11 protein-coding genes are annotated in these 15,625 nt (G+C 55.6%); 10 read left to right on the forward strand and 1 reads right to left on the reverse strand.

The genetic code is table 11. From position 1 onward, the window contains the following. Positions 1-3: 3 nt before the first annotated feature. The 9 genes from CMN55_RS01645 to CMN55_RS01685 all read left to right on the forward strand — a co-directional run bounded on the left by CMN55_RS01645 (position 4) and on the right by CMN55_RS01685 (position 12,053). Entirely contained in the window at positions 4-1,500 is a 1,497-nt protein-coding gene (locus CMN55_RS01645; RefSeq protein ID WP_293947793.1) for a tetratricopeptide repeat protein, read from the forward strand. After that, positions 1,487-3,493, forward strand: a complete 2,007-nt coding sequence (locus tag CMN55_RS01650; RefSeq protein ID WP_293947794.1) for a PEGA domain-containing protein — start codon at positions 1,487-1,489, stop codon at positions 3,491-3,493. The genes CMN55_RS01645 and CMN55_RS01650 overlap by 14 nt, the downstream gene beginning before the upstream one ends. Continuing rightward, a complete protein-coding gene (locus CMN55_RS01655; RefSeq protein ID WP_293947795.1) occupies positions 3,490-3,630 on the forward strand; it encodes a hypothetical protein in 141 nt (46 codons plus the stop codon). The genes CMN55_RS01650 and CMN55_RS01655 overlap by 4 nt, the downstream gene beginning before the upstream one ends. After that, positions 3,631-4,404: a MotA/TolQ/ExbB proton channel family protein gene (locus CMN55_RS01660; protein ID WP_293947796.1), complete on the forward strand. Its 774-nt coding sequence runs from the start codon at positions 3,631-3,633 to the stop codon at positions 4,402-4,404. 58 nt (positions 4,405-4,462) lie between these two features. After that, complete coding sequence (locus CMN55_RS01665) at positions 4,463-5,482, forward strand: vWA domain-containing protein (RefSeq protein ID WP_293947797.1); 1,020 nt, start codon at positions 4,463-4,465, stop codon at positions 5,480-5,482. After that, positions 5,479-6,432, forward strand: coding sequence for a hypothetical protein (locus CMN55_RS01670; protein WP_293947798.1), 954 nt, complete (start codon positions 5,479-5,481; stop codon positions 6,430-6,432). The genes CMN55_RS01665 and CMN55_RS01670 overlap by 4 nt, the downstream gene beginning before the upstream one ends. A 605-nt stretch (positions 6,433-7,037) precedes the next feature. After that, the gene (locus CMN55_RS01675; RefSeq protein ID WP_293947799.1) at positions 7,038-9,377 is read left to right on the forward strand and encodes a TonB-dependent hemoglobin/transferrin/lactoferrin family receptor; all 2,340 of its coding nucleotides are present in this window, start codon (positions 7,038-7,040) and stop codon (positions 9,375-9,377) included. An 80-nt stretch (positions 9,378-9,457) separates the two neighbouring features. Then, positions 9,458-11,182: an ABC transporter ATP-binding protein/permease gene (locus CMN55_RS01680; RefSeq protein ID WP_293947800.1), complete on the forward strand. Its 1,725-nt coding sequence runs from the start codon at positions 9,458-9,460 to the stop codon at positions 11,180-11,182. 16 nt (positions 11,183-11,198) lie between these two features. Next, positions 11,199-12,053 carry a ChaN family lipoprotein gene (locus tag CMN55_RS01685; protein ID WP_293947801.1) on the forward strand — a complete coding sequence of 285 codons (855 nt, stop codon included), beginning with the start codon at positions 11,199-11,201 and terminating at the stop codon, positions 12,051-12,053. Positions 12,054-12,109: 56 nt separating this feature from the next. Here CMN55_RS01685 and CMN55_RS01690 read toward each other — a convergent pair whose 3' ends face one another. Next, complete coding sequence (locus CMN55_RS01690) at positions 12,110-13,546, reverse strand: helix-turn-helix domain-containing protein (protein ID WP_293947802.1); 1,437 nt, start codon at positions 13,544-13,546, stop codon at positions 12,110-12,112. Between the two features lie 457 nt (positions 13,547-14,003). On the opposite strand from CMN55_RS01690, the gene CMN55_RS01695 reads away from it, so the two are divergent. After that, a complete protein-coding gene (locus CMN55_RS01695) occupies positions 14,004-15,623 on the forward strand; it encodes an isocitrate lyase (protein WP_293947803.1) in 1,620 nt (539 codons plus the stop codon). Positions 15,624-15,625: the final 2 nt, after the last annotated feature.

A 15,625-nucleotide genomic window follows, 5' to 3' on the forward strand; every position in this document is an offset into this window, starting at 1 on the left:
GTCATGCTGGAAAAGAAGCTTGAAGAGGCTGCCCGCAAATCCCGTCAGCAGCTCATTATCCTGTTTACATCCGTCGTCATTCTGACGCTCGGCGCGCTGGCGGTTTACGTTATCCTGCAATATGATTTCCGGGCGTCTGCTCCCATGGTCGAAAGCGGCGGGGAGAAGGAAAGCAGTCCCGACAGGCCGGATAAGGGGGAGCAAATAACCGCCCCCGTCGTTCCCGAACAGCCCGTCCCCCCGCCTGCGGCGCCCGGGGAAACAGTTCAGGCGCATAGCCGTGATGAGGTTGTGCAGGCGCTCGGAGTGTATGAGCAGGATTTTGAACCGACCATTTCCGCTGCCGGCTTCGCGGCATGGAACGCGCCCCAGCAGGCCGAATTTACGGCCGCCAAGGACAGGGTGATCACCAGCCTTGCAAATGGTCAGACCGACCGGGCCTTTGATAAGGCGGGTCAGCTGCTCGCCAACGCCGCGACGGCGGTCGATGCGTTTGAGGCGGCCTTTACCGACGCAATGACGGCCGCCGAAGTTGCCTATCATGCCGATGATTATAATGGCGCCTTGGGCGCGGTGAACCGGGCGCTGGCCCTTAAAGGGGAGGATGCGGCGGCGAATACGCTCAAACAGAAAATCAGCAGTCTTCCGGAAATACTTGACCTTATTGAAAAAGCGCGCATCGCCAATGTGGAAAATGATCTTGAGGAAGAGCTGGCTCTCTCCCGGGAAATTCTGCGGCTGGATGACAGCAGGACAGCCTATCGGGAACGGATTTCCGAAATTGAAAGCGCCCTGCGTGAGCGGCAGTATGAACGCGCTCTCGCCATCGCGTTTGATGCCTTGAAGGCGGAGAATATTTCGAAAACCGAAACCGCCTATCAACAGGCGAGCGCCCTTTTCCCGGCGCGGGAAGAGACGAAAAATCTCGCGTCCCAGCTTAAAGAGCTGAAACGCAAGGTTACCTTCCGGGCCTTCGTGAAAGACGGGGATGCGGCCATTAAAAAGGATGACTGGCCGGCCGCCATGGGCTTCTATCAGAACGCCGCGGCGCTTTATCCTGACAATGCGCAGGTGCTGGAAACAATATCATTGATTGAGCAGATCCTCCGTCATGACGCAGAAGTCCGGAGTTTCCTGCAACAGCCGGAGCGGCTGTCGGCAGCCAATATTCGCAGCAAAGCGGAGCAGGCCGTCAAGGATGCCGATCTGTTCGGCACGATGAGCGCCTCGCTCGGCCGCAATGTTGAGGCGCTGGAAACGGCTATTGTCCGGCAGAACAGGGAAATTGACGTCTGGGTCCTGTCCGACAAGCAGACCAGCGTCAGTGTCCGGAGCGTGGGTCAGGTGGGGCAGGTGGATCGGTATAAAATCCGCCTGAAACCCGGGCAGTATATTTTTGAGGGGCGGAGAGAGGGGTATCGGACGAAATCCGTGTCGGTGACCATTACTCCCGAGGACAGTCAGGTTGAGGTAACGGTCATAAGCGATGAGCGAGTTTAAACAACAGATCGAAAAAGCCGCCCGCCGTCAGCGGCTTTTCATGCTTGGCTTTGCCCTGCTTGGTTTCGGCTTCCTGCTTGTCTTTGCAGGCGGCTTTCTGCTGACGAAGGTGACGCCGATACAGGTGACGCCGTCGGAAGCGGCGAGAGACGCCGATGTGTCGGTCAGCAAGGGGCTCGCCGTTTATTTTCAGGGATCGCTCTTTTCCTTCTCCCGCTATCCGGTTGTTGAGGCGAGGGCGCCGGGTTTCGCCGCGGCGGAGCGGGTGATTGAGCCGGCGGAAGAAGGATCGACCGTGCAGATTGCCCTGCGTGAGTTGCCGGCCGAACTGAGGGTGACTGTCACAAATATGGAAGAGCCAATTAACTGGTTCATAAATGGCAGTCCGGTTTCCACCGCCCCATCCCTGACCGCGGAACTCAAGGCCGGAACTTACCTGATCCGCGCGGAGCATCCCTATTTCAGGCCTGAAGAGAAAGAATATGATCTGGCGCGCGGTGATCAAGTGGAAGATGTTCTGACGCTTGAACGGGCATCGGGTGTTGTCCGGCTGGAGGTAACGCCAAAGGATGCCGCCGTCATTTTCAATGGCGTCGCGGTGACGGAACTGCCTGCCGAGATTGAGCTGGAGGCGGGCAAATATGAAGTCAGCGTGACCAAGGATGGCTACGCCCCGATCGAGGATGTCGTTGAGGTAACCTATCAACAGAGCGAGGTGACGCGGAACTACCGGTTGCAGATGAACCCGGCCTATGTGACTGTTTCGGCAAGTCCGGCGGGGGGGCGGCTCACGCTGAATGGCAAGTCGATCAGCGCCGACAAGCGATTGCAGCTTTCCGCCAGCCAGAAATATTACCTGCGCTACGCCAAAGACGGATACGGCTTTCAGGAGCAGGAAATCACCCTCAAACCGGATGAGACGCGCAAGGTCAGCTTCGACCTGTCCCTGAAAATAGGGGAGGTGCAGATCACGTCGGACCCGCCCGCGACCGTCATGATAGATGGCCAGCCTGCGGGGGAGACACCGCTCACGGTGCGTCTGCCTGCGAAGACGCATGAATTTGTCATCTCCCGCCCGGGATATCAGACGGTGCGTAAAACCATGGCGCTGGATGCCGATGCGGTCCGCCGTCTGGATGTGATATTGCAGACCGAGGAGGAAGTGAAGCTGGCGGCGGCAAAACCCGTTTACAGCAACAGCCTCGGCATGGAAATGCGGCTTTTTGAACCGACATCCCTTACGCTGGGCGCCCCCCGCAGCGAAAAAGGGCAGCGCGCTAATGAATTCCTGCGCGATGTGCAACTCACCCGGCACTTCTATGTGTCCGCGACGGAAGTGACAGAGGGGCAGTTCAGCCCGTTCGAAAGCAAGCAGAACAAGGGCGATACTTACCCGGTTACCAATGTTTCCTGGGCGGAAGCGGCCCGTTTTTGCAACTGGCTGAGCGAGAAAGAAGGGCTGCCGCCGTTTTACCGTTTCAACGGCGGCCGATATCAGGGGTTTAATGCGCAATCGACCGGCTACCGGTTACTGAGCGAAGCGGAATGGGAGTGGTTGACGCGCAAGGCCAACCGCAGTCGACAGACGATATTTCCCTGGGGCGATGACGCGGTGATCCCGAAAGGCAGCGGCAATATCGCTGATGAAGCCGCCAAGGGAAAAACACCGTTTTATGTGCCGGGGTACACGGATGGCCACGCCGAAGTCGCGCCGGTCGCCAGCTTCGCCAAAGACAAGAACGGACTGCATGATCTGTTTGGCAATGTGTCCGAATGGGTGCATGATTATTACAGCCTGATACCGCCGCCTGCCGGGCAGGTGCTGCGCGATCCGCTGGGCGGCAGCAGCGGCGAAAATCATCTGTATAAGGGGGCAAGCTGGGCATCAGGCACCCTGTCCGAAATCCGGCCCGCCTATCGTGGTTCCGCTAGTCAGGGGAGCGATAAAATCGGCTTCCGGCTGGCCCGCTATATTTATGGAGAGGCAAAATGAAACGGTTGAAATTCAGACGTCTGATGATCACCCTGCTGGCAATTCTGGGCGGGGCCGTCCTGTTGCAATATGCCTATGCACAGAGCAGCGGGAATATCTCTCTCAATTCTCCAGTCGCATTCCCGGTGGATATCTAGATGAAAAATTTTATTATCGCGACCCTCCTGCTGATCCTCTCCGCCGTTGTGGTGTGGGTGATTTATGAGATTTTCATCACGCCGGAGGCGGAGCGTCTGATCGCGGGGGCGAGAGCCGCCGGAAGCGCCGCGCCACAGGCGCTCCCCGTCATCCTGAAGGATTGGGAGCAGCAGGTTTGTATTACCCTGGCGTTGTGGTGCCTCCTTCTCCTGGGGGCGAAACTCTGGGGTATTTTCAATGATAATCATCTTTATGATATCGACTTTCTCGGCGCCATGCTGGAGGCGAATGAGGGAGAGGATGAGAAGCAGACCCTGCGTAAAACCATGCAGGAGATTGAGCAGCTTCCGGAAAAAATCACCGCATCACCGGTGGTGCAGACCCTGCTGGCCAGTATTCGCCGTTATCTGATGACCGATGATGTGCACAGCACGTCAGAGGCGATCTCGCTGAGTATTGATGGGCTGGCGCTGCGTCAGGAAACCGGAAATACGATGATCCGCTATGTGATCTGGGCTATTCCGTCTTTCGGCTTTATCGGCACGGTTCGCGGCATCGGGGCGGCGTTGACGCAGGCGGATGAGGCGCTGAAAGGCAATATCACCCAGATGACGGACAGTCTGGGCGTTGCGTTTAACTCCACCCTTGTCGCGCTCTGCCTTTCCATTCCGTTGATGCTGCTGCTCCATGCACTGCAACGCTTTCAGGATGGCGAGCTGATCAAGACACAGGAATATTGCGAGAAATTTCTGCTGAACCGCGTCAGCAAATAGGTGCCTCCTGCAAAAACGCCGTGAAACAGAAGGGGTCAGTCTTTCGTTCCTTGACATTATGTCATGCGGGCTGGGGGCGGCTATTCTCATTCTGATCCTGCTGAAGCTGCAACCGAACGAGTCGCCGGTTAATGTGGATGAATTGAAGAAGGAGCTGGAAATCCGCCATCAGAAGGTGGAGGAACGGGAAATCACACTGGAACAGGCGGAGCAGGATCTGGAGCAGCTCAAAAAACAGCTCGCCGCCCTTGCCGGGGAGAGCGATAATCTCACGGAATCCATTGCCGATTTCAAAAGCAGAACGGATGAGAAAATCGCCGAGATCAAGACCGTGACGGAGGAAATTGTCAAGAAGCCGCCGCTCCAGAAAAACGATCCGGTTGAAAATGATCAGGGCGGAGAGGAGGAATATCTCCTCGGCCTCAAGGTGGAGGGGCAGCGCATCGCCTTTCTGATTGATACCAGCGCCTCCATGACCGATGAAAAGCTGCTTGATATCATCGGCCGAAAGATCGGATCGGACGTGGATAAGAAGCGCGGGCCGAAATGGCAGCGGACAATTCGTATCGTCAAATGGCTCGCAAACCGCATTCCGAAATCATCACGCGCGCGTTTCATCGGCTTTAACGAAACGGCCTTCGCCATCGGCCCGAGCGGCTGGTTCACCGGATCCGACGCCAATGCCATTCAGAGTATCTTTCAGCGTATCGAGACAATCGTGCCGACGGGGGCGACAAACCTTGAAGCGGTGCTTGAAACGGTGAATGGCCATTCGGAGGCGCCGACAAATTACTATGTGGTGACGGACGGCTTGCCTACGGCGGGTACATCCAATTTCGCCTCCCTCAATCCTTTCTCAAAATGCAACGCCCTGTTTGGGCAATCAACCACGATTTCAGGCGAGTGCCGTCTCCGGTTGTTCCAGCATACGGTCAAAAAGCACGGGGTGCATCAGGGGCGGCCCGTCAATGTGATCCTGCTGCCGCTGGAGGGCGATCCGAAGGCGGCCCCGGCCTACTGGAACTGGAGCTATGCTACGAACGGGCTGCTGATCAGCCCGGCTGCGAGTTGGCCATGAGAAGACGTCGTAATCGCACATTGGAGATTTTCAGCCTCTCCTTTCTCGACCTGGTGTCCTGCGGTTTCGGCGCGGTGGTGCTGCTGATCCTGATCTCAAAACCGGGGGAGGGGGAATTCAGCGGCGGCATTGATGAAGCGCGGGAGATTATGGGACAGATTACCCGTGCCGAGCGGGTCATCAGCGATCTGGATGAGCAGATTGCGGCGGTTGAGGGTGAGAAGACAGCGAGCCGTAACCTGGTTGGTCAGATGCAGAACACCATCGAGCAGCTGGAGCAGGATAAATCCTCCGCCGAGCAGGCAGAGGCCAAGGCGCGCAATGATCTGGAAGGGCTGGTGCTGGTGGAGGAATCGCTGAACCGGGCGTCCATCCGGCCGAACACAGTGCCGGAAAAGCGCGATGACGAGGTCGGCGGCATTCCCGTCGACAGCGATTATATCATCTTCATTGTCGACACTTCCGGCAGTATGCAGGCCATCTGGCGCAGCGTCATGAAGGTGATGAATGACGTACTCAGCATTCACCCGACGGTGAAGGGCTTCCAGATCATGAATGATAACGGCATTCATCTCATCCCCTCTTACAAGGGGCAATGGATTCCTGATACGCCCGCGCGGCGCAGCGGCATGTTCAATGCCTTTTCAAGCTGGCGCAGCAATTCCAACAGCAGCCCCGTCGAAGGGCTGGAGGTGGCATTGAAGACCTATGCGAAACCGGGTCTTAAACTTGCCATCTATATTATCGGCGATGACTATACGGGACGGACCTATGACGCCGTCATCGAGCGGCTGGAGCAGGATAATACCAACCGGGTGACGGGGAAGCCGCTCGCCCGTATCCATGCCATCGGTTTTGTCGCCCGCGGCACGACGGACCGCTTCGGAACGCTGATGCGCGAAGTCACCCGGAGGAGTGACGGCACCTTCCTCGCCTTGCCCCGTCAGTAACAGCGAAAAGGGCAGGGGGGCACTTCCGGCTTTATCCGGTAGGACCAGAATTTGGTAAGACCAGACCCGGCATGATCTGTGTCGCGCAAAATCCGGCCAGATAAGAAAAGTCAAAGCCCGAAAGGCCGCTTTGGTAATGAGGTCCTTGCCGTGAATACCCGCAATTCAATACTGAATATACTTTCTAAGTATAATCGAAATAAGGTTCTTTTGATTTCCTGAGTGTTTTTTATCTGCTGAATCGGGTGATTCTCTGGCACGCAATAGTGCAAATGATTCGCATTATTAACAATATCCCGGGCGACTACCCTCTCATATAATCTGGCGTGCCCTGACTGTGGACTGCACCCTTCCAATCCTTTCCGGTGGTCGATTTATGGCAAAAATAGGGCAGTTTTTCTGCGGTTCCGCCGTATTTCCCCTTCATTCTGCACAGCTTCACCGGAACATATCTGGAAAGTCAGAGAATAATTTTTGGTAATTTTTCTCAAAAATCCTTGTAATGAGATTGAGAATCATTATTAACAACGGGCATAAATTGCGAATAGTTCTCAATAGCAGAAAGGCCAAGGCTCGAAACAGGGCCGGAAAATGGAGTTTATGTAATGCCAATATCTGTTCGGACGCTTGCCCTGACCTCAGTTTGTTATCTGGCTCTGATAACCGCCGCGCAGGCGCAATCAACAACCACCACATCAGATCCGAATAATCCGGGTCAGACACCTCGGGCAGCAGAGCAGGAGGGGGATGCGGCCGACAAATCCTCCGCCAATGTGACAACCTTGCCGCCGGTGACTGTTACGGCGGACCGCAAACAGAAGACTTTGCTGGAAACTCCGGCCAATGTCTCGACAGTGACGCGGGAGGATCTGGACCGGCGGATGGATAACGTCATCCAGGAAATCTTCCGTTACGAGCCGGGCGTTGAAGTACCGCAGCAAACATCCGGAACAGATCCCTTTGCGAGCGCGGGTGGTATCAGCATTCGCGGCGTTGGCGGGAACCGCACGCAGGTTCTGGTGGATGGCAACCGCACGATTGAGCGTATTACCGACTCCACGCGGGATATTGTGGAATCTTCCAATGTGAAGGCCGTGGAAATCATTCGCGGTCCCGGATCGGTTCTCTGGGGCAGTGATGCCCTTGGCGGGACGGTCAACTTCGTGACCAAAGACCCATCCGATTATCTGATGGGTGGCAAGGATTTTGGCGGATCGGCAAGCTTCAGCTATGGCAGCATCGACGAGGCCTATACGGAATCCGTGACCGGCGCCTTCCGGATCAGCCCGAAACTGGAGGCCATGCTCGCCTTTACGCGACGCGATGGCAAGGAAGCCGACCTCGATAATGCCCGCATTGGCGCGGATGCCCTTCAGAACTGTACGCGTAATCCCGAAGCGACCCCCTGTAACGAATTTGACCCGACCGTCAGCCAGTCAAATAATGTCCTGTCGAAGTTGGTTTATCATGTGTCCGACACCAATCAGCTTCGCCTGACCGGTGAATATTTCACCCGTCAGACACGGGTTGATCAGAATGCGGTTCTGGGATCCGACGGAACGTCCGACATTCATCTTTATCAGCATGAACAGAATGTCGAGCGCTGGCGCCTGTCCGTGGATCAGGACTGGTTGCTTGAAACGCAGGGCTGGCTGGATCGTGTGAAGTGGCAGGTCAGCTATTCGCCCCAGAGTATTGATCGTTATGGCGACCGGTACAGGACGGTTATTGCAAGCGGTGATCAGGAGCGTCGTATCAGCGATCAAGATTATGAAGAGACCTTTATTGAAGCGGATCTTCAGTTTGAATCCTCCTTCGATCTTGGCGCCACCACCCATGTCCTGACCTACGGATTCGATGGTGATTACGCCACAACCGATTATAACCGCGAAGATACCACCTATAACCTGACGACAGGGACCACGACGATTGCGCGGGCGGGCGGGTTCAACTTTGCTGATGCAGATACGACCCGTGCCGACCTGTATCTGCAGGATGAGATTTCCTTCATGGAGGGACGCCTCAGAATTACGCCGGGCGTGCGTTTCTCCAATTATATCATTGATCCCAAGACGGATGGCGATTACCAGCTTGTTCCGGGCGCCGAGCCGGAAAAGAAAACGGCGCATGATCTCCAGTTCAAACTCGGTGCCATCTATGACATTACGGATGTCTATTCGGTCTATGGCCAGTTTGCGCAAGGCTTCAAAATGCCGACCGCGCAACAGCTTTTCCAGTCACTGGATAGCCTGCCAGCTTTCGCGCTGGTTCCAAACCCCAATCTTGAACCAGAATCCGTTGACAGTTATGAGCTTGGTTTCCGGGGCGATTTCGGGAATAAGGGGTATTTCTCGATCAACGGATTTGTCGCCAAATACAAGGACTTTATCCAGAATTTCATAGATGCCAATCCGGTTGATTACGGCCTTCCCTTGGGGACCATGGTGTTGACCTATGACAATGCGGATTCGCTTAACCTCTGGGGTATTGAGGCGAGCGGCGCCTATCAGATCAATGACAATTTCTCAACCCGTGCCGCTCTGTCTTATCAGAAGGGCAAGATCGAGAATGATGGCGTTTCCACCACCTACAACGGTGCGCTTCCCCTGCAGCTTGTCACCGGCATCCGCTATATCGAGCCACAACACGGCTTCGACATCGAACTGGTCGGAACCTTCCAGGCAGGGGCATCTGATGTTGCCAATCCGGCAACCGAATTTCAGCCATCCGGTTATGCCGTATTTGACATCCTGGCGGGATGGAAACCGGTTCCGAACCTGACGCTGCGGGCCGGGCTGATGAATATCTTCGATACCCGTTACTTCGGGCCGGACACGCGTGGCTTCCCGATCAATGGCTCCGATGCCGTGAAACGGACCAACCCGATTGAGTTGCAGACGGCCCCGGGCCGCAGCTTCAAGGTCGGTTTGAGCTACGATTTCTGAGGGGGAACGTGTCCGCGCCCACCCCGACATTCCTGGCTGTCGCCGCGTTCTTTTAAGTATCAGTACCAGAAAGTTTCTACATGAAAGAACTCGGCAGACAGCTGTGGAAGATACTGCGTCTCAGCTTTTTCAATCGCGCCAACAGCCATAATGTATTTCTGTACATTGTGGTTCTGGCGCTTGATCTGGCGCAAATTCCAGTATCCGTCCGTCTGATCCAGTGGACCCGCGATTTTTACGGCGCGCTGGAGGAATTCAACGTGGCAGAGGCGACCCATCAGGTGGGAGTTTATGCCCTGCTGATTGCCGCCTATTCCGGGCTCGCGCTTGCCGGTGAATATCTTCAGAAATTCCTCGTCATGCGCTGGCGGCAGGATCTGACCGGAAATATCCTCACGAACTGGTTTTCGGACAAGATATTCTGGCGGCTCCAGAACGGTTATGGCGTCGAAAAAATCGACAATCCGGATCAGCGCATTGCCGAGGATTGCCGCCTCTTTGTGGAAGAGTTTGTCCGGGAGACGCTGGATCTGATTACCTCCGTGACGGGGTTGTTCACCTATATCGCTGTCCTTTGGTCTCTGTCGAATTTTGCTCTGTCTTTGACAATTTTCGGCTGGGATCTGGAGATTCCCCGCTATATGGTCTGGGCGGCTTTTCTGTATGTGTTTCTGGCCAGCGGTCTGACGCACTGGCTGGGATATCCCCTCAAACGCCTCAACTTTAATCAGCAGCGGCGGGAGGCGGATTTCCGGTATGAATTGGTCAAAACACGAGAGAATGCCGATCCGATTGCACTGTCCGGCTTCGAGAAGACTGAAAGGCGTCGCCTCGATTTCAAGTTTGACGGGATCGTTAATAATTGGCGCAAGCTGATCTTGCGGGAGTTTTACCTTGGCTGTTTCAAGGTCCCTTATTTCCGGACGGTTCTGCGTATCCCGCTGCTGCTCTCACTCCCGGCCTATTTCGCACGGCATGTGAGTTTCGGCGGCATGATGCAGATTGCCTCCGCTTTCCAGAATGTGGTGACAACGCTCTCCTGGTTTATCTTTGCCTATAACCGGCTGGCCGAGCTGGCGGCGACGACTAATCGTCTGGGCCAGCTGATTGAGGCGTTGGAGATTTGCAAAAACGCCACGGCGTCCGAAATCACGGTTACCAATCATGATAGCGATAGGGTGATCGTCAAGGGGCTGGAACTTAAAAGCCCGGCAGAAAAAACACTCGATATTCCGTCTGATTGGGAGTTTACGCCCGGCGAACATGTATGGATTTCCGGACCCTCAGGCCTTGGGAAAAGTACGTTCTTGAAATCGCTTGCGAATATCTGGCCCTATGGGAGAGGCGAGATCCTCATCCCCGAAGGTAAATCCAGCATCTTCATTCCGCAGCGGACGATTCCCAGCAACGCCGGCCTTTTTGAAAGCGCCGTCTATCCGCTGGCGCCGGACCGCATAAGCCCGGAAGAGGTGGCGGAGTATCTGGATATCGTCGGTCTCCCTGACTATGCACAAGCCTTGAAGAATGGCGAAAACCCGAGTGTCGCCGGCTTTTCGGGAGGCGAAATGCAGCGTCTCGCACTGGTTCGTCTGCTGATCGAACGGCCAGACTGGGTGTTTATGGATGAAGCGACGAGCGCCGTCGATATGGCAAGCGAGCATGACATATTCATGCGGCTGCGCGCGCAATTGCCGGAGACAACCTTCGTACTGGTCGCTCACAGAGCCCCCGGCGGTTTTGAAGATCTGCGTCATTATCCGTTGACGCGATCGCCCTTGCCAGAAATAACCAACCCCTCAGCCTGAAAAGGAAAAGAATAAAATGACGAAACAGTACCCACATCCAGCATCAAGCTGGCTTGATCCGAACAGCGGTGAACTGATCTCTCACCCCGCCTTGATGAAGGCGCTGGCGGGAAGCCGCGTTGTTCTGTTGGGGGAGACACATGATCAGTATGATATTCATCGTTGGCAACTTCATGTAACGGTGGCCATCCATGCCTATAACCCCAACATTGCTGTCGGTTTCGAAATGTTTCCGCGCAGCAAGCAGCCCGTGCTCGATGAATGGGTGGCGAACAAGCTGACCGAGGCGGAATTTCTGGAAAAAGTTGACTGGAAAACCGTCTGGGGCTTCCCGCCTGAACTTTATATGCCGATTTTCCGCTTTTGCCGGGAGTTTAGCGTTCCCATGCTGGCGCTTAACTGCTATCGCGCACTGGTAACGCGCGTCGGCAAGGAAGGCTGGGACGCCATCCCGGAAGAGGAGCGGGATGGCCTGACACCGGCCAAACCGGCCACGGCGGCCTATCGCGATTATCTGTTCAATCTTGTGAGCGGCCCGGATGGCGTTTTCCGGCAAGCGGGCGAAGAAGCGGACGCCCGGCGTAATCGGTTTGTGCGGGCGCAGCAGACCTGGGATCGCGCCTTTGCCTGCAATATTGCCGCGGCGCAGACAGGGGATAACCCGCCGCTTGTCATCGGAATTATCGGGCGGGGCCATCTGGAGTTCGGCCATGGAACGCCGTATCAGCTTGATGACCTCGGGGTTGACCGGGTGTCCGTCCTGCTGCCGTCCAATGACGAGGATGGGGGTAGGGAACAGCGGGCTGGCATTGCCCGCGCCTGCTTCCGTCTTCCCCCGGCATCGGAGAGTGAAAACCGGGCAGAGCGTTAGGACGACATGCGTCCCCGCAGGAATGGAGCGTAAAGGGGCGTCAGGCAGTTGCGCCCTTATTCTCCTTCAAACTGGAAAATGGCAAGGCTGCGCTCCCTCTCATTGATGGCGAGCCGCCGGTTGACGGGGGCATGGGCCCGCGAGGAGCAATTGGAGCGTTCACAGAGATAGCAGTTAAGGCCGATGTCCGTTGGCTCCACACGCTCCATATTGATGTTGTCCGAATAGATAAGGCGCGGCGCATAGGCGATGTCGCAGCCCAGACCGATGGCGAATTTCGGCGCAGGCTTGCCATGGGTGCCGCCGGATCTTGTGACGGTGCGGGCGATGGAAAAGTAACTCGCGCCTTCCGGCATCCGGATGACCTGGGTATGAACCTGATCTGGGGATTCAAAGGCCGAATGAATATTCCAGAGCGGGCAGGTTCCGCCGAATTTGGAGAAGGGGAAGCGCCCCGCACTGAAGCGTTTGGAGACATTGCCCGCGCGGTCTATTCTGACAAAGAAAAAAGGAATGCCGCGCGCTTCGGGGCGTTGTAATGTGGACATGCGATGCGCGGCCTGTTCATAGCTGGCGCCAAAGCGATGGCTGATCAACTCGACATCATAGCGTTCGGATTCACAGGCCGCGAGAAACGCCTGATAGGGCATCATCAGGGCGGCGGCGAAATAGTTATACAGGCTGACCCGGGCGAGGGCGAGCGTATCTTCTCCCTGCAAGCCGGACTGCAATAACACGTCTTCGACCAGATCATCATATTCCAGCTTGGCCAGCAGGACCGCCATCTGAAACCGACGGCTGGGTTGTTCCAGCAATTCGGAAAGCAGCAATTCATGGCTGTGCGGCTGATAGCGCCGCAAATACGGTCCCATGACATGGCTCGGCATAATGCGGATCCGGATTTTATGAGTGGCCAGCCGTTCGCTGAAGCGCAGGTTCGGTACGCCCCGGTTGAAGTTTAATACGTCCGCCATCTGTTCGGCCGCCCGATCCAGCGGATCAATATAATTGTGAATTTCATAAAACCACGCCCGCACCTTTTCGACGGGGCGGGAGGATTGCGCCAGCAGGTCAACCTTGTCGCGGTCGGTCAGCGGGTTGTCATCGGCCTGATCCCGAAGCAGGAGCTGGCTGTGCTTTTCATGCAGATGCACCAGTGCCGCCGCAATTTTTGGCGCTGATTCGAGTACAGATTCGATCTCTGCGGGGGTGATTCCCTCTGCCTCCAGAAGCGGATCTTTCAGGATTGAGGCGAAATCGGAAGCAAGCTGCACATTCGTGCTGGGTGCCAGCTCCGATATTTTGACATCAAATACCTCGGCCAGACGCAGTAGTAACTTTGCGGATACAGGACGTTGATTCGCCTCGATAAGAGTGATGTAACTCGGTGAAATATCAAGCTCTGCCGCCATTTGCGCCTGAGTCAGGCCAAGGGACTTTCTGAAGACTTTAACCCTCTGTCCAATAACGAGTTTTTCTTCCCTTTTGGGCATGTGACAAACCTTACATTTGACGGATTAACTTACTTACTGTTGTGACAGGGTGACGCTAATTCTACAAAAAATGGATGCGTTAAAAAATTACATTACTAATCTTACAAAAAATGATCAACCGGATAGGCAAGGATTGGGAAATGAGGGTGTCACGGGACAATGTCAGGATAGGTGAAGGCCGGAGGAAGTCCGTCTTTCGCATGATCTGTCAGATCGGGTCAGCCTTTTTACCGGGCGTCATGAAATATTCAGACGCATTGCCTGTCCGATTGGCGGTGTCCCCGCGGGGGCTTCGTGATATCGGGGACATGGGGTTGGGAGTATCGACGTCCAAGACCTGCCGCCCTTACCGTGAAAAACGAAGCCCCCACACCGTTATGCCTTTCCTTGCGGCGGGTTTCTGACCGGTCGAAATTTCCACTCAAAATTTTATTTCCCCACACAGAAAGGACTATTCATGCAACGCGGTAAGTCATATTCCGAAATCCGTGCCGAAGTTCTGGCGCGTTATCCCTCGGGCCAGACAGCAGGAGGCGTCAGTGTCGATGATATTGTACAGCTCCGCATCCAGAACAGCTTCGATACCCATCTTGATATTGCCCGCGCCATGGCAACGGTGATGCGGGAGGATATGGCAGCCTATGATGTAGATAGCTCGAAATTCACCCAGTCTCTCGGCTGCTGGTCCGGTTTTCATGCGCAGCAGATGATCAAGTCCGTCAAGCGTCTTCGGGGGTCGGCTAAAGGCGTTTATGTCTATCTGTCCGGCTGGATGGTGGCCGGTCTTCGTAACCGCTGGGGTCACCTGCCGGACCAGTCGATGCATGAGAAGACAGCGGTTGCCGAGCTTATCCAGGAGATTTACACCTCCCTCCGCCAAGCGGATGAAGTCGTACTCAATGATCTGTTCAAGGATTTGAAAGCGGCCCGTGCGGCAGGCAATGAACAGGCCGCTCAGAAGGCCATTGAGGCCATCGACAATTTTGAAACCCATGTAGTGCCGATCATTGCGGATATCGACGCTGGTTTTGGCAATGAGCATGCAACCTATCTGCTGGCGAAAGAGCTGATCAAGGCAGGCGCCTGCTGCCTGCAGATTGAAAACCAGGTCTCCGATGCCAAGCAGTGCGGCCATCAGGACGGTAAAGTAACCGTTCCACGCGAAGATTTCATCGACAAGCTGCGTGCCTGCCGCCTGGCGTTTGAGGAACTCGGTGTGGATGACGGTGTGATTGTCGCACGGACAGACAGCCTGGGCGCTGGTTTGACGCAGAAAGTGCCGGTCAGCTTTGAAGCAGGCGATCTTGCCGCAGACTATATTAAATGGCTGAAAACAGAGCCGATCACGGCCACGAATCCCATGCGGGATGGGGAGCTTGCTCTCTTCCAGAATGGTGAATTTGTCCGTCCTGTCCGGCTCGCCAATGGTCTTTTCCCGTTCAAGGAAGGGTCCGGCCGGGATCGTGTGGTGGAAGATTGCATTGCTTCCCTGACGCAGGGCGGGGCCGACCTTCTCTGGATCGAAACCGATACTCCGAATGTGGATGAAATTGCCTCCATGGTGGCAGACGTGCGCAAGGCGGTTCCGAACGCGAAGCTTGCCTATAACAACTCGCCTTCCTTTAACTGGACCCTCAATCTCCGCAAGCAGGTACGGCAGCAGTGGATAGAGGAAGGCAAAATTGCCGCCGATGAATATCCGGATGGTAATGAGTTGATGAAGGCTGACTATGATCAGACGGCGCTTGGTCGTGAGGCGGATGAGCGGCTGCGTGCGTTCCAGGGAGATATTTCTGCCCGCGCAGGCGTTTTCCATAACCTGATTACCCTGCCGACCTTCCATCTGACTGCGAAATCTGTCGACGAACTGTCCCGCGGCTACTTTGGCGAAGATCGGATGCTGGCCTATGTCGGCACTGTTCAGCGCGAAGAAATCCGCCGCGGCATTTCCGCCGTCAAGCATCAGCATGAAGTTGGCTCGGACCTTGGCGATACCTTCAAGGAAATGGTCGGCGGCAGCCGCGCCCTCAAAGCAGGTGGTGAAGCGAACACCATGAACCAGTTCGCCGCTGAATAATC

Source organism: Sneathiella sp. (assembly GCF_002694385.1).
In the GTDB taxonomy this organism is placed as follows: domain Bacteria; phylum Pseudomonadota; class Alphaproteobacteria; order Sneathiellales; family Sneathiellaceae; genus Sneathiella.